This window comes from Labrys sp. E2SS-1L, assembly GCF_057073705.1.
In genome coordinates this window covers 2,838,018-2,857,094 of sequence record NZ_CP172712.1, presented here as the reverse complement: position 1 = coordinate 2,857,094, position 19,077 = coordinate 2,838,018, and the positions used below count along the sequence as shown (strand labels likewise).

Below are 19,077 nucleotides of genomic sequence, written 5' to 3'. Positions count from 1 at the left end.
CAAAGCCACGCTTCAGGAGCCATTGGCATGACCACCGATTCCCGACATTTCGAGACCCTTGCCCTGCATGGCGGCAGCTATCGCGCTGACCCGGCCACCGGCGCCGTGGCGGTGCCGATCTACCAGACCACCTCCTACCAGTTCCAGGATACCGGCCACGCCGCGCGTCTTTTCGCACTCGAGGAACTCGGCAATATCTATACGCGCGTGCAGAACCCGACGACCGACGCGCTGGAGCAGCGCATTGCCGCCCTCGAAGGTGGCGCGGCCGCGTTGGCCGTTTCGTCGGGACAGACGGCCTCGGCCTATTCGATCCTCAATCTGGCCCAGGCCGGCGACAACGTCGTCTCGTCCACCGACCTCTATGGCGGCACCTGGACCCTGTTCGCCTCGACACTCAAGCAATTCGGCGTCGAAGTCCGCTTCGTCGATCCCTCCGATCCGGAGAATTTCCGCCGAGCAAGCGACGACAAAACCCGTGCCTTCTACGCCGAAACGCTGCCCAATCCCAAGCTGCAGGTACTGCCGATCCGCGAGATCGCCGATATCGGCCGCTCGCTCGGCATTCCGCTCATCGTCGACAACACCGCCGCGCCGCTGATCGCCCGCCCGCTCGAACATGGCGCCGCCGTCGTGGTCTATTCGGCGACCAAATATATCGGCGGCCACGGCACCTCCATCGGCGGCCTGATCGTCGACGGCGGCAATTTCCCCTGGGAGGACCATGCCGACCGCTTTCCGCTGCTGACCCAGCCGGACGAGGCCTATCACGGCGCGATCTGGACCGAGGCCGCCAAGCCGCTCGGGCCGATCGCCTATATCCTGCGCGTGCGGGTGAAGCTGCTGCGCGACGTCGGTGCGGCCCTGTCGCCCTTCAACGCCTTCCAGCTGCTGCAGGGGCTGGAAACCCTGCCGCTGCGCCTGCGCCAGCACAATGAGAACGCCGTCAAGGTGGCGGACTTCCTCGCCAAGCAGGCCACCGTCAGCCACGTCATCTTCCCCGGCCTGCAGTCGGACGAGAACCGCCGTCGCGCCGAGGCCTATCTCAAGGGCGGCTATGGTGCCCTGGTCGGCTTCGAGCTCAAGGGCGGTGTGGAGGCCGGCAAACGCTTCATCGACGCACTCAAGCTGCTCTACCACGTCGCCAATATCGGTGATGCCCGCTCGCTCGCCATCCACCCGGCCTCGACCACCCATCAGCAGCTGACGCCGGAAGACCAGCTCGCCACCGGCGTGACGCCCGGCTATGTGCGCTTGTCCATCGGCATCGAGCACCCGGACGACATCATCGCCGACCTGACCCAGGCCCTGGCCGCTGCCGAAGGCGAGCACGACGCGGCGGAACGCAAGGCGGCTTGAGACATGGTCCGGGAATAATGAACCACCACCTTTGTCATGCCCGGGCTTGATCCGGGCATCCAGGAGCCTCCGTCTTCGACGTGTGGAAGGGAAACTGGATTGCCGGGTCAAGCCCGGCAATGACAAACGTCGAGCCAATTCGTTTCGTTGATCGATGGATCAGCCCCAAGCAGCCGGCCACGGATGGAACCCATGTCCAGACTTCCCGCTTTCTCGCGCCGCAAGGCCCTCAAACTGGCCGGAGCGGCCGGTGCCCTCGCCTCTCTCTCCGCCGTCGGCGGCCGCATCTTCTCGCCAGCGATCGCAGCGCCGGCGCCGAAGATCCGCCTGGCCTGGACGGAGGTGGCGGCCTGCCACTCGCCGCTCGGTTTCGGCGTGGCCAAGGGCATCTACGCCAAGCACAATCTCGACGTCGAACTGTTCTACCAGGGCGCCAGCGGCCAGACGCTGATCCAGGCACTCGCCACCGGCAAGGCGGATGCCGGCGCCGGCCTGATCGGCGATTGGCTGAAGCCCCTGGAGCAGGGCTTCGACGTCAAGCTCTTCGTCGGCTCCCATGGCGGCTGCCAGCGCCTGCTGGCGCGCAAGGATTCCGGCATCAAGACGCTGGCCGACGCCAAGGGCAAGACCATCGCCACCTATGGCATCGGTGCCCCGCCCCAGGTCGCCTTCCAGGTCAGCTTCGCCAAGGCCGGTCTCGATCCTGAAACCGACGTGACCTGGAAGGCCGTGCCCTTCGAGCTCGTCGGCGAGACGCTCAACCGGGGCGATGTCGAGCTTGCCGCCCATCTCGATCCCTGGGCCTGGGCCATCGAAAAGCAGTTCGATTTCGTCAAGATCGCCGACACCCAGACCGGCTATTACGAGAACCACACCTGCTGCGTCCTCGGTGCCAACGGCCCCTTCCTGGAGGCCAACAAGGATGGCCTGCGGCGCCTGGCCGAGGCCAATATCGAGATCCACGAATATACCGCCAACCATCCCGACGAAGTGGCGCAGTGGTATTTCGACACGCTCAAGCCGGCCGGTCTGACGGCGGCCCAGCTCACCGAAATCCTGGGAACGCTAGTCTATCACAACCACCCGATCGGCCAGCCCCTGGTCGACCAGATCCGCCTGGCGGCCGAGGACCTCAAACTGGTCAAGGTGCTCGATTCCACCACCGATCCCAAGGAGTTCGCCGAGCGGGTCACCATCAACCTGCTCGCCTGAGGCCTTGCGATGAGCGATACCCTGCGCGCCCCCAATCCCGGACTCCTCAAGGCGGCGCCCCCGTCACAGGCATCCCTGCGTAGCCTATGGGGCGGCGTGTGGAAGCATGGGCTCCTGGCCTCGGTGACCCTGGCCGCCACGGCGGCCATCACGATCGGCTTGCCGGACGTGGTGCCGTGGGGCAGTGCCGGTCTGTTCGCCGCCATCACCGGCACGGCAGGGCTGATCTTCCTGGTGGTGGCCTTCACCGTCCATCGCCTCGGCGGGTTGGGACGCACGCTCCTGCATTATGGCCCCTGGTTCGCCGCCATCAGCGTCTGGCTGGCCTTGTGGGAGCTATCGACGGCCAAGACCGGCTGGCTGCCCAAGCCTTTCTTCTCGCCGCCGCACGGCCTGCTCCATGTCTATGTCACCGAGAGCCAGCGCCTTCTCATCTGCATCGCCTATTCCTTGCGCCTGTGGTCCGTCGGCTTCTTCTGCGGCATCGCGGTGGGTTATGGGCTCGGCGTGGCGCTCGGCTGGTCGAAGCGGTTCAGCTATTGGGGCATGCCGGTGCTGAAGCTGATCGGCCCGGTTCCGGCCACGGCCTGGATCCCCTGCACTTTCTATTTCTTCCCCAACACCTTCGATGCCAGCGTCTTCATCGTGGCGCTGGCCTCCGGCATTCCCGTCGCCATCCTGACGGCCTCCGGCGTCGCCTCGGTGAACCGCGCCTATTACGACGTCAGTCGCATCTTCGGCGCCGGCAGCTGGTACCTGATCCGCAACATCGCCATTCCCGCCTCCCTGCCGCATGTCTTCGTCGGCCTGTTCATGGGCCTCTATTATTCCTTCGCAGTGCTGGTGGTGGCCGAGATGCTCGGCGCGAAATACGGGCTCGGCTGGTACATCCAGTTCCAGACCGCCTATTCGGGCTATGCCAATGTCTACGCGACGCTGCTGATCATGTCGGTGATCTGCGCGGGCATCGTGAAGCTGCTCTTCGTCATACGCGATCACCTCCTCACCTGGCAGAAGGGCTTTATCTGATGGCTGCCTCGAGCCACAGCATCGGCATCGACGTCCACGGCGTCAGCCATCATTTCGACCTCTCGGGTGCGGAGTTGCCGGTGCTGGATAGCGTCGACCTCAAGGTCGAACCGGGTGAATTCGTTGCCCTGCTGGGCCCTTCGGGTTGCGGCAAGTCGACCTTGCTGCGCCTCATCGCCGGATTGGAGCCGCCCGCTGCCGGCGCCATCCTGGCCGACGGCCAGGCGGTCACGGCCCCCGATCCCGCCCGTATCCTGGTGTTCCAGGACCCGACCTTGTTTCCCTGGCTGACGGTCCGCAAGAACGTCGCGGCGGGGCTGGAGGCGCGCGGCGTGCTCGCCCGCCAGCGCCATCGCATCGGCCAGGCCCTGTCGCTGGTCGGGCTCGAGCGCTTCGCCGACGCTTATCCCCACCAGCTTTCGGGCGGCATGGCGCAGCGCGCCTCGCTGGCGCGGGCGCTGGTGCACGATCCCTCCCTTCTGCTGCTCGACGAGCCGCTGGGCAAGCTCGATTCCCTGACGCGCCTCGCTTTGCAGGACGAATTGGTGTCGCTCTGGCAACGTACGGGCTTCACGGCGTTGCTGGTAACCCACGACGTCGAAGAGGCGCTGCTGCTTGCTTCCCGCGTGATCGTGTTTTCCGACAGGCCCGCACGGATCAAGGCGGAGTTTGCCGTCGACAAGCCCTATCCGCGCCATCGCGACGATACGGAATTGGTCCATCTGCGTCGGGAGATCCTGCAGGCGCTCGGATTGCAGCTTTCATGAGTGCCCTGCCCGCCTTCACCCGCCTTCTGCAGATCTTCGGGGCTGGTATCGTCGCGCTGTCCCTCGCCTGGTGGTGGATTACCTATCAGGATGTGATCGGCTACAATTACCTCTCGCTCCCGGATGCCGGGCTCTGCCTTGTCAGCAACAGCGATATTTGCCAGCTTGCGAGATCGCTGTGCCGCAGCACCCATCCCCTGGCCATCATCGCCTATTGGTCGGCGAGCCTGTGGATCGGTGTCGCCGCCCTGTGCGCCAGCCTCGCGACGGGGACGGCAGGAGACGCCTGAACCAAGACTGCCGGCGCGCGTTCCGGAGTCGGATCAACAAGATGCGGGGCTTCGCTCAACTTCAGAATCTGAATCATCGGCCGCCGGCACAGCCCTTCCAGCTTCCGGCGTCGCTCAAAGGACACCAAGAGGATCACAAGATGCCATTCTCGCTTCCCCTCCGCTCCCTCATCGGCAAGAGGGTGCACCGGCTGACAGCCGCAGCGGCCGCCGCCGCCATGATGGCGACCGCTGGCATGGCCCAGGCCGCCGACGTCACCGTCGCCTCCAAGATCGATACCGAAGGCAATCTGCTCGGAAACCTGATCGTACAGGTCCTGGAAGCCAATGGCCTCAAGGTCAACAACCGCGTGGGCCTGGGCACCACACCAATCGTGCGCAAGGCCCTGGTAGCCGGCGACATCGATCTCTATCCCGAATATACCGGCAATGCCGGCTTCTTCTTCAATAAGGCCGATGACGGCCTGTGGAAGGACGCCGCCAAAGGCTATGCCGAGGCCAAGAAGCTCGATTACGACGCCAACAAGCTGGTGTGGCTCGATCCCGCGCCCGCCAACAACACCTGGGCCATCGCCATCCGCAAGGACGTGGCCGACACCAACAAGCTGAAGTCGCTCGACGATTTCGGCAAGTTCGTCACCGGCGGCGGCAAGGTGAAGCTGATCGCCTCGGCCGAGTTCGTCAACAGCGCCGGCGCCCTGCCCGCCTTCCAGACCACCTATAGCTTCAAGCTCTCCTCCGACCAGCTCGTGGTGCTTTCGGGCGGCGACACCGCAGCCACCATCAAGGCAGCCGCCGAGCAGACGGACGGCGTCAACACAGCCATGGTCTACGGCACGGATGGCGGCATCGCAGCCGGCAATCTCGTGGTGCTCGACGACGACAAGTCGGTGCAGCCCGTCTACGCCCCGGCACCGGTCATTCGGGAATCCGTGCTCAAGGCCCATCCTCAGATCGCCGACTGGCTGAAGCCGGTCTTCGCCAGCCTCGACCTCACCACGCTGCAGGAGCTCAACGGCCGCATCCAGGTCGATGGCGAGGCGGCCAAGGATGTCGCGGCCGATTATCTGAAGAAGAAGGGCCTGGTGAAGTGAGTTCAAGCGCCGGGGATGTTCACGCCGACAAGAGCGCTTTCCCGGCGCCCCCCGCCGTCACGGGCACGGGTGCCCTGACCTCGGGCTTCGACAAGCTCGGCGTCGTGATGGCGCTGATCGCCGCCGCGGCGCTGGCGCTGCCCTTTGCCAATTTCCGGCCGAGTCGCATCGGCCAGGCCCAGGGCATCGGCTTCATCCAGGCACTTCCTGCGGGTCTTGCCTGGGTCAGCCTCGCACTGCTCGTCGTGGGGCTGATCGCGCTCCTCCGCCGGGCCGATCCGCGCCTGCGGCTGGTGGTGGCCGCCAGTGCTTTACTAATCCTTGCCGTGCTGATCGGCCTGGTACCCGGGGTCCTGATTCCCCCCGGCAATATCAGGCCACGGGTGGGGCCCGCCGCCGGCTTCTGGCTTCTCGCCTTCTCCTTTGCCATCCTGCTCACGGACGCGCTGGTCAAGCTGTCGCTGCGGCCAGCCCAGCGGGTGCTCGCGCTCGTGCTGACGCTTGCGGTCTTTCTTGCCTTCCTGTTCTCCGGCCACTGGAACGGGCTGTCGATCATGAAGGAATATGCCACCAACGGTTCGGGCTTTGCCGCGAATGCCGCGGTGCATGTCACCCTCGCCTTGGCCTCGCTTTTCGGCGCCCTGGTCGTCGGCCTGCCGCTCGGCATCGTCTGCCAGCGCCATCGGGGGCTGCGCGGCGTGGTGCTGCCGGCCCTCAACATGATCCAGACGATCCCGTCCCTGGCGCTGTTCGGCCTGATGATCGCCCCTCTGACCTACCTGGCCAAGACCTATCCCCTCATCGAAGCCGTCGGCGTGCATGGCACCGGCTCGTCGCCGGCTCTGATCGCCCTTTTCCTCTATGCCCTGCTGCCGGTGGTCTCCAACACGGCGATCGGCCTCGACTCCGTCTCTCCCAACGTCGTCGACGCCGCCCGCGGCATGGGCATGACCCAGTGGCAGCGCCTGTTCCAGGTCGAGCTGCCCCTCGCCTTCCCCGTCATCCTGACAGGCGTGCGCATCGTGCTGGTGCAGAATATCGGCCTCGCGACCATCGCAGCCTGGATCGGCGGCGGCGGATTCGGCGTCTATGTGCAGAACGGCATGGGCGCCACCGCCATCGATCTCGTCCTGCTCGGCGCCATTCCCACCATCGCCCTCGCCTTTTCGGCAGCCATCATCCTCGATGCACTCGTCGACATACTCAAAGGACGGCACGCATGATCGAAGTCAGGCAAGTCAGCCGTCGTTTCGGCTCCCAGCTGGCCGTCGACAACGTCTCGCTTACCATCGAGCGCGGCACGATCACCGTGCTGGTCGGCACCTCCGGCAGCGGCAAGTCCACATTGCTGCGCATCATCAACCGGCTGATCGAGCCGACCTCAGGCACCGTTTTGATCAACGGCCAGGACACTTCCACCCTGTCGGGCGAGGAACTGCGGCGCGGCATCGGCTACGCCATTCAGGGCCACGGCCTATTCCCGCACTGGACGGTGGCACGCAATATCGGCACCGTGCCGAGCCTGCTCGGCTGGGACCAGGCTCGAACAGCCAGGCGGGTCGACGAACTGCTCCGCCTGTTCGATCTCGACCCGGCCCTCTACGCCGAGAAGCTGCCGCACCAATTGTCCGGCGGCCAGCAGCAGCGTGTCGGCGTCGCCCGCGCGCTGGCGGCCGAACCCGCCGTGCTGCTGATGGACGAACCTTTCGGCGCGCTCGATCCGATCATCCGCGCCAAGGCGCAGGACGATTTGCTTGCCTTGCAGCGCCGCCTCGGCATCACCGTGGTCCTGGTCACCCACGACATGGAAGAGGCCATGCTGCTGGGCAACCGCATCGCCGTAATGGATAACGGCAAGCTCCTGCAATATGCCACGCCGACCGAGATCCTCACCAACCCGGCGCCCGGTTTCGTCGAGCGCCTGATCGGTGGCCCCGACCGTTCGCTGCGCCTGCTCTCTTTGCTCAAAGTCGCCGATTCCGTGCAACCCGGCACTGCCGAGGGCAAGCCCGTGCAGGAAAACGCGACACTGCGCGACGCCCTCTCCGAATTGCTGTGGGCTCGGGCCCAGGCCCTGCCCGTCACGGCGGCCGACGGCACCCCGCGTGGGCGCATCACCCTGCCTGCCATCCTCGACCTGGCCGGAGCCGATGCGCATCGCGCCGAGGATACGCCGGCATGAAGTGGCTCGGCTACGGCGCTCGCGCGCTCGCTCTCGTCCTGCTGCTGCTCCTGCTGTTCGACACGGATCTGTTCGTGCCGATCCTGGCACCGCTCAACGACAATGGGGCGCCGCCGGTCTATCGCCAGGGCAGCCTGCTGTTCCTCTCTTTGAGCCATCTCGGCCTGGTCGCCGTCTCCACCCTCATCGGCGGGACATTGGCCTTGCTCGCCGGCATCTTCGTGACCCGACCGGCCGGCGCCGAATTCCTGCCTTTGTCGCGAACCATCGTGAATATCGGCCAGACCTTTCCGCCGATCGCCGTGCTCGCCATCGCGGTGCCCTCGCTCGGCTTCGGGGCGGAGCCGACCCTGCTCGCCCTCACCCTCTACGGGCTGCTGCCGATCTTCGAAAACACCATGGCCGGCCTCAGGAGCGTTCCCCCTACCGCACTCGATGCGGCCCGCGGCATGGGCATGACCGGCTGGCAGCGCCTGATCAAGGTCGAGCTGCCGCTCGCCCTCCCCGTGATCCTCACCGGCATAAGGCTCTCCTTCGTGGTCAATCTCGGTACGGCCACCATCGGCTCCACCGTGGGCGCCAAAAGCCTCGGCGAGGTGATCATGGCCGGCATCACCACCACCAACACCGCCTATATCCTGCAAGGCGGTGTCCTCGTCGCGCTCCTGGCCGTGCTCATCTACGATGCGCTCGGCAGCCTCGAGCGCTCTCTCGCCAAGCGTACCGGCACGGCCGGCATACGCTGATCGGAGGGGCCATCATGAATGCCTCGCATCGAAGCAAGCTCTCGCGCCGGACCGGAAGACCGGGCGCCGTATCCGACCTGATCTGGGAGAGGCTGGTGGACGAGGCGCAGGACGCCATTGCCGCCGAGCCGCAGCTTGCCACGCAATTCTATGCCAGCGTGCTCGATCATGCCTCCTTCGAGGACGCCCTGATCCAGCGCCTGGTCCAGCGTATCGAGCATCCGGACATGCCGGCCTCGGTGCTGCGCCATGCCTTCCGCACAGCAATCGCGGCCGATCCCGGCATCTGCCTGGCTATCCGTGCCGACATCCAGGCCGTGCTCGAGCGCGACCCGGCCTGCAAGCGCTATCTGGAGCCCCTGCTCTACTTCAAGGGCTTCCACGCCTTGCAACTGCATCGCCTCGCTCATTGGCTCTGGCAGGAGGACCAGCGCAATTTCGCACTCTATCTGCAAAGCCGCGTCTCGGAGGTGCTGCAGGTCGATATCCACCCCGCCGTTCCGATCGGGCGTGGCATCTTCTTCGACCACGCCACCGGCATCGTCATCGGCGAGACGGCGGTGATCGAGGACGACGTCTCGATCCTGCAATCGGTGACGCTGGGCGGCAGCGGCATCCGCTCGGGCCAGCGCCACCCCAGGATCCGCAAGGGCGTCCTCATCGGCTCAGGCGCCAAGCTGATCGGCAATATCGAGATCGGCGAAGGTGCCCGCATCGGCGCCGGCTCGGTGGTGACGGCGCCGGTGCCCCCGCACAAGACCGTGGCGGGCGTGCCGGCCCGGATCATCGGGGACACGCCGGGTGCCGATCCGGGGCGGACGATGGACCAGATCTTCTTCGATGTCGGCCTCTGAGGCAGGGCACAACACCCAATTTCACGCTGTTTATTAGTTTATAAAACCAGTAGACAATGTGTAATAAATCATTCTACGATCACATTCTGCTGAATGGATGAAACAGCTGACAGGAATTGGGGCGGTCACCGCCGATCTTGCCATCGCGGTACAATCGCCCGATCATGCCTCGAAGCAACGACATCCTTCCGAAAACCATCGGCCTCTGCGCATGCCGCCAGGCTGGTAAAACAAGAGAGCAACGGGGCGCCTTGCCGTGGATATCGACCGGCAGGGAATGAAAGGGACTTTCATGCTGAACTCAGTCAAACGCGGCTTCACGCGTAGCGCCGGCATCGCCATCGCGGCGCTCGCAGCCGGCTTCATCGCAGCGGCACCGGCCCAGGCAGGCCCCACGCTCGACAAGATCAAGGAGCGTGGCGTCATCAAGGTCGGCGTCGGCAGCCAGGCCGGGTTCTTTGCGCCTGACGCCAATGGCCGCTGGCAGGGCTTCTTCGTCGATTTCGGCCGGGCTCTCGCCATCACCGTGTTCAACGATCCCGACAAGGTCGAGTTCACCAATTCCTCGCCCCAGCAGCGTCTGCCCGCCCTGCAGGCCGGCCAGTTCGATATCCTGCTCTCGGCGGTGACCCAGACAATCACCCGCGCCTTCAAGCTCAATTTCCACTTCGGCCCGGTGGTGTTCTATGACGGCCAGGGCATCCTGGTGAAGAAGTCGCTGGGCGTGACCAAGGCGGCCGAACTCGACGGCGCCACCATCGGCGTGCAGAGCGGGACCACGGGTGAACAGAACATCGCCGATTTCTTCAAGAAGACCGGCAAGACCTACAAATCCGTGGTGATCGAGGATACGGCGACCTTCACCCAGGCCTTGACCTCCGGCCGTGTCGACGCGCTGACGCAGGACGGCACCGATCTCGGCCTGCGCCGTGCCGCGCTGCCCAATCCGGACGAATATGTGCTGCTGCCCGAGCGCCTGTCCAAGGAACCCCTGGCGCCGGCGGTGCTGGGCGGTGACGATCGCTGGCTGGAGATCGTGAACTGGACGGTCTATGCCACCATCCAGGCCGAGGAATTCGGCATCACCAGCCAGAATGTCGACACTTTCCTGACCAGCGACGACCCGGCCATCAAGCGCTTCCTCGGCGTCGATCCCTCGCTCGGCCAGGCCATCGGGCTCGATCCGAAATTCGCCTACAACATCATCAAGAAGGTCGGCAACTACGGTGAGATCTTCGAGCGCAATCTCGGCAAGAGCACCAAGATCGGCTTCGAGCGTGGCCTCAACAATTTGTGGACCCAGGGCGGCCTGATCTATTCGCCGCCCTTCCGATAATAAAGGGGGGTGGGTCTTCAGACCCGCCTCTCCTTGCCGGCAAGCGAGCCGGTTCCAGGCGGGTCCCGCTCCATCATTTGATGGAGCTGAGAAGACCCGCCCCCATGGGATCTCTTCATGGCCGATACGATCAGCATAGTCTCCCCCGACACGCCCGGCCCCGTCGGCAAGATCCGTCTCTGGTGGGGCGCCCATCCCTATGGCCAGCTCCTGCTGATCGCCGCACTGGCGCTGGTCCTCGGCCTCCTTTGCCACAACATCCTGGCCAGCATGCATCGCCTGGGCATGGCGCCAGGGCTCGACTATCTCTGGCAGCCGGCCAATTTCGACATCACCGAAAGCCTGCTCGTCTACCAGGCCGGCGACAGCTATGCGCGTGCCATCGCGGTCGGCCTGCTCAACACGCTCAAGCTCGCCGTGCTCGGCTGCCTGTTCGCCACCATTCTCGGCACGACTCTCGGCATCGCCCGCCTTTCCGGCAATCTGCTTCTCTCCCGCCTCGTGCAGGCCTATGTCGAGCTGATCCGCAACACGCCCCTGCCCCTGCAACTGTTCTTCTGGATCGCCCTGACCCAGGCCCTGCCACCCACCAGGCAAGCCCTGCAGCCCTTCAGCTCAACCTTCCTGTCGGTGCGCGGCATCTTCCTGCCCTGGGTCGAGATCGGCAATGGCCAAAGCCTGTGGCTGCTGGCCGCCGTGCTGGTACTGCTCGCTTTCGCTGCCAGGGCCTTCATCCGTCGCCTGCAGCATCCCCTGTCGGCTCTCGGCTTCCTCGGCCTGCTTGCACTCTTTCCGGCCATCGCACTCGCCTGGATCTTCGTCGCCGGTATCACCTTCACGCCGGATCTGCCCGTGCTGCAGGGCTTCAACATCCGCGGCGGCATTACTTTGACGCCGGAATTCGCCGCCATGCTCGTCGGACTGACGATCTACTATTCCGCCAGCATCTCCGAAAGCGTGCGCAGCGGCATCGAATCCGTCAATGTCGGCCAATGGGAAGCCGGCCGGGCGATCGGCCTGCCGCGCGGACGCATCATGCGCCTCATCGTGATGCCGCAGGCGATGCGGGTGATCACGCCCCTGATGACTTCGAGCTATCTCGACCTCACCAAGGACACCACGCTCGGCATCCTCATCGGTTTCACCGAGGTGACTGCCATCATCAAGACCAGCGCCAACAACACCGGCAACGCCGTCGAGACCATCATCGTGCTCGTCGCCGTCTTCCTGGCCGTGAGCATGCCGACCTCCTATCTGATCAATCTCTATAATCGCAGCCTGGCCAAGCGCGGGATCATCGCCAAATGAGTTCGATGTCCCTCCCCGATGCAGCACGGATCCGCTCGAGCCGGCGTTGGCAGACCCTCAAGGCGGGCCTGTTCTCCTCGCCTCTCAACACGACGATCACACTCGTCGTCCTGGCCCTGATCGCTTGGGTCGGCTCGCATCTGGTCGACTGGGCCTTCATCCGAGCGACGTGGTCCGGCACCGCGCAGGATTGCCAGGCCAATGGCGGTGCCTGCTGGGCCTTCGTCGGCGTCAATCTCAAGCTGATGCTGTTCTGGACCTACCCGTCCGACCTCCTCTGGCGCCCGATCCTCGGCCTGGTGCTGATGTTCGGCCTGGCCGGCCTCAGCACCATCCCGCGTTTCTGGGGACGCGGTCTGATCCTGGCCTGGATCGCGGTGCCCCTCCTCACCTGCCTGCTGCTGCGCGGATATTTCTCCGGTATCACCGTCTCCACCAATGATTGGGGCGGCCTGCCATTGACCATGCTGATCTGGACGATCGCCTATGCCTCGTCCTTCCTGATCGCCATTCCCCTCGCCCTCGGGCGCCGCTCGAGCATGGGCGGCGTGCGGCTGGTCAGCACCGGCTTCATCGAAATCGTGCGCGGCATGCCGATGCTGGTGGTGCTCTATGTTTCCAGCCTGATCGTGCCGATGGCGCTGCCCTATTTCGACGTGAACCTGTTCTTCAGCGTCGAGGTCGCCCTCACCCTCTTCATCGCCTGCTATCTGGCCGAGGTAATCCGGGCCGGCATGCAGGCCCTGCCGGCCGGGCAGAGCGAGGCGGCACGGGCGCTGGGCCTGAGCTACTGGCAAACCACCGGCCTCGTCATCCTGCCGCAGGCCCTGCGCGCCATCATCCCGCCTTTGGTCAATCTGGGCATCGGCGTCCTCCTCAGCACCCCGCTGATCGGATTCATCGGCATGATCGACTTCCTGACCGCCGTCAGGAACACGGCCGCCACCAATGAGCAGATCTGGCCGCACTGCTATCCGGAAGCCTATGCCTTCGCGGCCCTCGTCTATTTCCTGATCTGCTTTCCGGCCTCGCGCTACAGCCTGTGGCTCGAACGGCGCCTGAAGGCATCGACCAGCCATCAGGCGAAGGAGAAGTGAGCTGCGATGGCTGTCGTTGGTGTGCCGGTCTTCAGACCGGCATCTTTGGACCACAATTGCCGGTCTGAAGACCGGCACACCAATCACACAGCGATCTATTCTTGACAAAATAATACGGTCGTACATATTGGCGCAATGGCACGCGCATCGAACCGTGAAAAGCTCCTCGTCGCCGGGCTCGGCCTGATCCACGAGCATGGCTACAACGCTACCAGTGTGCGTGACGTCGTGCGTGCGGCCGGCGTGCCGCAGGGCTGCTTCACCAACCATTTCACCTCCAAGGAAGCCTTCGGCCTCGAGGTGCTGGGTCTCTATCGCGCCGAAAAGCGGGAGGATGCCCACAAGACGCTGCTGGACGACAACCAGCCACCGCTGCAGCGCATCCGCGCCTATATCGACGCCAGGACAGAGCGCTTCAAGCAGAACGGCATGCGCTGCGGCTGCATGTTCGGCAATTTCGCGGCCGAATCCAGCAGCGAGAGCGAGGCGATCCGCCTTGAACTGCTCGACATCTTCGCCGAGAGCCGGCGTGCCATGCGCTACTGTCTGGAGGCCGCCGTGAGGGTTGGCGACCTGCCGCAGGCGTTCGACTGCGACGATGCCGCCGCCCTTATCCTCTCCTCGCTCCAGGGAGCCTTCCTGACGGCCAAGACGGAGCGCGGCGCGGCACCGGTCGAACGCTTCAAGAAATTTCTGTTCGCTTCCATCCTGCGTTGATGCCCCGGCTTCACGCATCGTATTTCGCACAAAATAATACGTTCGTACGTATTTTATCCTTTTCAGAACGAGGCTCTGCAATGCCAGACTCGGCACTCTCTCCCTCCGATATCGTTCGACAGGCCGGCCCGGCGCCCGACCCGCGCCGTTGGTCGGCCCTGGCCATCCTGCTGACAGGCGCCTTCCTGGCCCCCCTCGACTTCTTCATCGTCAACGTCGCCATGCCGGCCATCACCACCGGCCTCCACAGCACGGCCGCCGACGTGCAGATGGTGATCTCCGGCTATGCCGTGGTCTATGCCGTCTTTCTGATCACCGGCGGAAGGCTTGGCGACATCTTCGGCCGCAAGGCGATCTTCATGACCGGCCTCGCCGGGTTCGCCGCGGCCTCCGCCCTGTGCGGCCTCGCCTGGTCCCCCACCGTCCTGATCGCCGCGCGGATGCTGCAAGGCCTCGCCGCGGCCGCCATGGCGCCCCAGGCCCTGGCCTCTGTCCATGCGCTCTTTCCGGCCCATGAACGCGGGCGGGCCCTCAGCATCTACGGCATCGTGCTCGGCGTGTCCTCCATCATCGGCCAGTTGCTCGGCGGCGCGCTCGTTGGCGCCGATCTCGACGGCTTCGGCTGGCGGCTGATCTTCCTGATCAACCTGCCCATCGCCCTTGTCGCTTTCCTCGCGGCGATCCCGCTGCTGCGCGAGACGCGCGGCGAGACCAGACCTCGTCTCGACCTCGGCGGCGTGGTGCTTTCGAGCCTGGCACTCAGCAGCCTGGTGGTGCCGCTGGTCGAGGGCCGCGAGCGCGGCTGGCCCTGGTGGTCGATCGTCATGCTGGCGACGACCCCCGTCTTCGTGGAACTCTTCCGCCGTTACGAGCAGCGCCTCGCCAGGGCTGGCGGCGATCCCCTTATCGATCTCGGCATCTTCCGCCTGCCGGGCCTGGTCCGCGGCATCAGCGCCATCCTCGCGCTCTATGCCATGGCGACCTTCTTCCTGACCTATTCGCTCTATTTGCAAGGCTCCCTGGGCTATACCGCGTGGGAAGCCGGGCTTGCCATCCTGCCCTTCTCGGCCGGGTTCCTGGCCGGATCCACTTTCAGCCCCACGATCAGTCGTCTGGTCGGTGGCTCCGCCCCCGCTTTCGGCTTCGCCAGCTCGGCCTTCGGCACAGCCGCAACGGCCCTGCTCGTGCTGGGCTTTCCGGCCGGAACCATGCCGCCGCTCCTGCTGATGGCGCCGGCCATCGGCTTCATCGGGCTGGGCATGGGAACATCGATGCCGACCATGATGCGGGCGATTGTCGAGCGGGTCGGGCCGCATCACGCCGGCCTTGTCGGCGGCATCGTCAACTCGACGCTGCAGGTGAGCGCCGCCATCAGCGTGGCGGTGCTGGGCGGGCTGTTCTATACCCTGGTGGGCACGAGAACCGACGCCGCCAGCATCGGCCATGCCTTCGCCTGGACCTTGCTGGCCATCGCGGCCTGCCACTCCGTCGGCGCCTATCTTGCGGCAGGCCTCGGCCGACGCGAGGCCGTGGGCGCGCAGGCGGTTCCCTCCGCCGCGGATTGAAGAAAGGACAGGTCATGACGAACAAAGTGATGAAGACTCCAGGTCCCGACCATCCCATCAGCGTCGAGCCCAGCGGGGAGCGTATCGTCGTCAGCCTCGGCGGCCGGGTAATCGCCGACAGCCGGCAGGCGTTGCGCTTGCAGGAAGCCACCTATCCCGCCGTCTTCTATATTCCGCGCGATGATGTCGACATGGGCGCACTCGTGCGCAGCGAGCATGCCACCTACTGCCCCTACAAGGGCGACTGCTCCTATTTCAGCCTTCCGGCCGGCGGCGACCGCTCGGTCAATGCCGTCTGGAGCTACGAAACCCCCTATCCTGCGGTATCGGCCATCAAGGATCATCTCGCCTTCTATCCGGACCGGGTCGACGCCATCGAGCGGCTGCCGATCGGGTGAGGACAAGGCAGCCGGCCGCGCCCCTCACGCTTTGCCGTGCCAGGGCACCAGCAGCTTCTCGGCCAGCCGGACGATCCACTCGAAGCCGATCGCCACCAGGGCGATCACGAAGATGCCGAGGACGACTATATCGGTCTGCAGGAAGTCCGAGGCCGTCTTGATCATGATGCCGAGCCCTTGGGAGGCGGCAACCAATTCCGCCGCAATCAGCGTCGACCAGCCGACGCCAAGCCCGATGCGTATTCCCGTCAGGATCGACGGCAAGGCATTGGGCAGGATGACATGCCAGAGCACCTGCCAGCGCCGGGCGCCGAGCGCACGGCCCGCGTCAATCCGGTCGGGCGGCACGGTGGCGACGCCGGCGGCGGTGGTGATGGCCACCGGCGCGAAGATGGCTATCAGGATGATCAGGACCTTGGTGGTTTCACCGATGCCGCACCAGATCACCATCAGCGGCAGATAGGCGAGCGGCGGCACCGGGCGCAGGAATTCGATGATCGGATCGAGAATGCCGCGGGCGATCGGGCTGAGGCCGATGGCGATGCCGGCCGGCACGGCCGTCACCAGCGCGATCAGCAGAGCAGCGAGGATGCGCGCCAGGCTGGCGTCGAAATGCTGCAGCAAGGTCGCATCGGCATAGCCCTCCGTTGCGACCGTGAAGAGTTGCTCCACCACCGCCCGGGGCGACGGCAGATAGAAGGCCGGCAGCCATTCGAAATAGGTGGCGAGCGACCAGGTGAGCAGCAGCCCGAGAATGGTGAGGATGCGCACCGGCGTCGCCCCGAGTGGCGAAGCGGATTTGCGCGAGCCAATCTTGCCGTTCTGCTCCTCGACATCGTCCAGACTGACGGAATTGGCGAGATCGCTCATGCATCCGCTCCCTTCAGGACGGCGGCGAGCACCTGCTCGCGCAGGGCGATGAAGGCCGGGTCCGACTTGATCGACCGGCTGCTCTCTCCGGCCAGGACCCGGCGTGAGAAATCGGTATGGAATTCGCACGTGATGCGTCCCGGGCGTGGGGAGAGCACCACGATGCGGGTGGCCAGGAAGATCGCCTCCTCGACACTATGCGTGATCAGGAAGACGCTGCGTCGCGTGCGGTCCCACAGATGGATCAGCAATTCCTGCATTTTCTCGCGTGTCAGCGCATCGAGCGCGCCGAGCGGCTCATCCATCAGCAAGATATCCGGTTCGTTGGCGAGAGCCCGGGCCATGCCGACGCGCTGGCGCATGCCGCCCGACAACTCCCAGATCCGATGATCGGCGAATTCACCAAGCCCGACCAACTCGATGATGCGTCCGCAGCGCTGCCTGCGTTCGGCCCTGTCGAGCCCGGCCAGCCTGGGACCAAACTCGATATTGCCGCGCACCGAAAGCCAGGGAAACAGGGCATCGTCCTGGAAGACGACGCCGCGTTCACCGCCAGGCCCCTTCACCGGCTTGTCGCCGAGCGTGATCGCGCCCGAACTCGGCGGCAGAAACCCGGCGAACAGCTTGAGCAAGGTGGTCTTGCCGCAGCCGGAGGCCCCGACCGCCACGACGAACTCGCCGGATTCGATGGTGAGGGAAACATTGCTGAGGGCGGTGACGGAGCGCCCTCCTCTTCCGGAATAGACGACGTTGACGTCACGGGCGGACAGAGCGGACACGGGAACCTCTTTCAGCCCCTGGAACGTCATTGCGAGCATAGCCAAGCAATCCACGCCCTTGCGCGAAGCAGGACTGCATTGCTTGGCTATGCTCGCAATGACGATGCGGGGCACCGTTTTCAATTCATTGAATAAGGCCCGCCCCGGGAGGGAGGAGATCCCGGGGCGGGCGAGCCTGCGAAAATCTATTGGGAAGAGAGTTTCGTCAGGGCCTGTGCGGCGAAAGCCTTGTTCACATAGGCGGAATAGTCCGGCAGCACCGCCGGGATCTTTTTCTGCTCGGCCAGGAAGCCCGCCGTGTCGGCGATCGCCTTGACCGTAGCGCCGCCCAGCAGATCGGGCGAGGATTGCTCGGCCAGGAGCGGCCAGACATTGGCCTTCAGCAGGCCCGGCACATCTTCGGGCTTGGAGCCGGTGAGCCTGGCAATCGCCTTGGCCTGGTCCGAGGCGGCGCTCCAGGCATCGGGATTGTCGCGATAGGTCTTGTAGGCCTCGCCGGTGACCTTGACGAAGGAGGTCACCACGTCGGGATGGGCCTTGGCGAAATCCTTCGAAGCGATCCAGGCGTCGAAGGTGGGCGCACCCCATTTGGCGACGTCGGCCGACGATACCAGCACCTTGCCCTTTTCCTTGAGCTTGCCCAGGGCCGGATCCCAGACATAGCCGCCGTCGATATCACCGCGCTCGAAGGCGGCGGCCAGTTCCGGAGGACGCAGATTGAGGATCTGCACGGATTTCGGTGCGATGTCCCAATGCTTGAGCGCCGCCAGCAGGCTGTAATGCGAGGTGGAGACGAAAGGCACGCCGATCTTCTTGCCGGCGAGGTCCTTGGGATCCTTGATGGTGTCGCGCACCACCAGTTCCTCGGAATCGCCCAGGAGGGCGGCGACGAAAATCGTCTCGATCGGCAATTGGCGGCTGGCGGCCGCGGCGAGCGGGCTCGAGCCGACATAGCCGATCTGCACGTCGCCCGAGGCGATGGCCGCGATCACGTCGGCGCCGGAGTCGAATTTGCGCCAGGCGATCTGCCAGCCGGTCGCCTTTTCATAGGCACCTGCGGCCTGCGCGGCCTTGGCCGGATCGACGCCGGTCTGGAAGCCGATGGTGACCTTGTTATCGGCGGCATGGGCCGTACCGCCAAAAGCGGTGCCGAGCGCCAGGCCAGCGGCCAGGAACAGGCGGCGGTTGAGGAACGTCATATGAGATCCTTGAAGACACGATCCGTCATGCGCTGCGCAGAAGCACCATGAGATGCCCGGCAACGTCGATGCGGTGATGAAGGTTATGGGTGATGCAACGCCGGTCCGGCGTCCGAATGCAAAGGACTCAGCAGCGACAACAACTGGTCATGGCGATCCCCTCCACAGGTTCCGCTTGCGGGGAAATCAGGGCTGCCCGCTCGTCGTGGTGGAAGGGTGCGTCAGCAACATGAACGTGTCAATTATTTTCTATAGAATTAGTATAAAATTAAAAT

At 64.9% G+C, this 19,077-nt stretch carries 19 protein-coding genes; 16 read left to right on the top strand and 3 right to left on the bottom strand.

The genetic code is table 11. The features are described from left to right. Positions 1–27 precede the first annotated feature (27 nt). From ACIGJE_RS13140 to ACIGJE_RS13065, 16 genes are all read left to right on the top strand, one after another. Positions 28–1,359 (top strand): O-acetylhomoserine aminocarboxypropyltransferase/cysteine synthase family protein, encoded by a 1,332-nt coding sequence (locus ACIGJE_RS13140; protein WP_367625664.1) that lies wholly within the window; start codon positions 28–30, stop codon positions 1,357–1,359. Positions 1,360–1,551: 192 nt separating this feature from the next. Next, positions 1,552–2,571: an ABC transporter substrate-binding protein gene (locus ACIGJE_RS13135; protein WP_415083693.1), complete on the top strand. Its 1,020-nt coding sequence runs from the start codon at positions 1,552–1,554 to the stop codon at positions 2,569–2,571. A gap of 9 nt (positions 2,572–2,580) precedes the next feature. Continuing rightward, positions 2,581–3,600, top strand: a complete 1,020-nt coding sequence (locus ACIGJE_RS13130) for an ABC transporter permease (RefSeq protein ID WP_415083695.1) — start codon at positions 2,581–2,583, stop codon at positions 3,598–3,600. After that, on the top strand, positions 3,600–4,367 hold the full coding sequence (locus tag ACIGJE_RS13125; RefSeq protein ID WP_311933126.1) for an ABC transporter ATP-binding protein: 768 nt from the start codon (positions 3,600–3,602) through the stop codon (positions 4,365–4,367). The genes ACIGJE_RS13130 and ACIGJE_RS13125 overlap by 1 nt, the downstream gene beginning before the upstream one ends. Beyond that, on the top strand, positions 4,364–4,657 hold the full coding sequence (locus tag ACIGJE_RS13120; RefSeq protein ID WP_311933127.1) for a hypothetical protein: 294 nt from the start codon (positions 4,364–4,366) through the stop codon (positions 4,655–4,657). The genes ACIGJE_RS13125 and ACIGJE_RS13120 overlap by 4 nt, the downstream gene beginning before the upstream one ends. Before the next feature lie 218 nt (positions 4,658–4,875). Further along, positions 4,876–5,751 carry a glycine betaine ABC transporter substrate-binding protein OsmF gene (gene osmF, locus ACIGJE_RS13115; RefSeq protein ID WP_367625752.1) on the top strand — a complete coding sequence of 292 codons (876 nt, stop codon included), beginning with the start codon at positions 4,876–4,878 and terminating at the stop codon, positions 5,749–5,751. A 107-nt stretch (positions 5,752–5,858) separates the two neighbouring features. Continuing rightward, positions 5,859–6,974 (top strand): ABC transporter permease, encoded by a 1,116-nt coding sequence (locus tag ACIGJE_RS13110; protein ID WP_415083787.1) that lies wholly within the window; start codon positions 5,859–5,861, stop codon positions 6,972–6,974. Beyond that, entirely contained in the window at positions 6,971–7,933 is a 963-nt protein-coding gene (locus tag ACIGJE_RS13105) for an ABC transporter ATP-binding protein (RefSeq protein WP_311933130.1), read from the top strand. Before ACIGJE_RS13110 ends, ACIGJE_RS13105 begins: the two co-directional genes overlap by 4 nt. Further along, positions 7,930–8,679: an ABC transporter permease gene (locus ACIGJE_RS13100; protein ID WP_367625661.1), complete on the top strand. Its 750-nt coding sequence runs from the start codon at positions 7,930–7,932 to the stop codon at positions 8,677–8,679. The genes ACIGJE_RS13105 and ACIGJE_RS13100 overlap by 4 nt, the downstream gene beginning before the upstream one ends. Positions 8,680–8,693: 14 nt before the next feature. Beyond that, entirely contained in the window at positions 8,694–9,533 is an 840-nt protein-coding gene (cysE, locus tag ACIGJE_RS13095; protein WP_415083699.1) for a serine O-acetyltransferase, read from the top strand. Between the two features lie 292 nt (positions 9,534–9,825). Continuing rightward, positions 9,826–10,869: an amino acid ABC transporter substrate-binding protein gene (locus ACIGJE_RS13090; protein WP_068287298.1), complete on the top strand. Its 1,044-nt coding sequence runs from the start codon at positions 9,826–9,828 to the stop codon at positions 10,867–10,869. A 117-nt stretch (positions 10,870–10,986) separates the two neighbouring features. Then, positions 10,987–12,177 carry an amino acid ABC transporter permease gene (locus ACIGJE_RS13085; RefSeq protein ID WP_311933138.1) on the top strand — a complete coding sequence of 397 codons (1,191 nt, stop codon included), beginning with the start codon at positions 10,987–10,989 and terminating at the stop codon, positions 12,175–12,177. Further along, entirely contained in the window at positions 12,174–13,274 is a 1,101-nt protein-coding gene (locus tag ACIGJE_RS13080; RefSeq protein ID WP_394309846.1) for an amino acid ABC transporter permease, read from the top strand. The genes ACIGJE_RS13085 and ACIGJE_RS13080 overlap by 4 nt, the downstream gene beginning before the upstream one ends. Positions 13,275–13,409: 135 nt before the next feature. After that, positions 13,410–13,991 carry a TetR/AcrR family transcriptional regulator gene (locus ACIGJE_RS13075; RefSeq protein WP_311933144.1) on the top strand — a complete coding sequence of 194 codons (582 nt, stop codon included), beginning with the start codon at positions 13,410–13,412 and terminating at the stop codon, positions 13,989–13,991. Between the two features lie 80 nt (positions 13,992–14,071). Further along, complete coding sequence (locus ACIGJE_RS13070; RefSeq protein WP_367625657.1) at positions 14,072–15,556, top strand: MFS transporter; 1,485 nt, start codon at positions 14,072–14,074, stop codon at positions 15,554–15,556. Positions 15,557–15,570: 14 nt separating this feature from the next. Next, complete coding sequence (locus ACIGJE_RS13065) at positions 15,571–15,954, top strand: DUF427 domain-containing protein (RefSeq protein ID WP_415083703.1); 384 nt, start codon at positions 15,571–15,573, stop codon at positions 15,952–15,954. Between the two features lie 24 nt (positions 15,955–15,978). Here the strand turns inward: ACIGJE_RS13065 and ACIGJE_RS13060 are convergent, their stop codons facing one another. From ACIGJE_RS13060 to tauA, 3 genes are all read right to left on the bottom strand, one after another. Then, positions 15,979–16,824 (bottom strand): ABC transporter permease subunit, encoded by an 846-nt coding sequence (locus ACIGJE_RS13060; protein ID WP_415083705.1) that lies wholly within the window; start codon positions 16,822–16,824, stop codon positions 15,979–15,981. Continuing rightward, the gene (locus tag ACIGJE_RS13055) at positions 16,821–17,633 is read right to left on the bottom strand and encodes a taurine ABC transporter ATP-binding protein (RefSeq protein ID WP_415083789.1); all 813 of its coding nucleotides are present in this window, start codon (positions 17,631–17,633) and stop codon (positions 16,821–16,823) included. The genes ACIGJE_RS13060 and ACIGJE_RS13055 overlap by 4 nt, the downstream gene beginning before the upstream one ends. A gap of 155 nt (positions 17,634–17,788) precedes the next feature. Continuing rightward, positions 17,789–18,802 carry a taurine ABC transporter substrate-binding protein gene (tauA, locus tag ACIGJE_RS13050; RefSeq protein ID WP_415083707.1) on the bottom strand — a complete coding sequence of 338 codons (1,014 nt, stop codon included), beginning with the start codon at positions 18,800–18,802 and terminating at the stop codon, positions 17,789–17,791. Positions 18,803–19,077 lie beyond the last annotated feature (275 nt).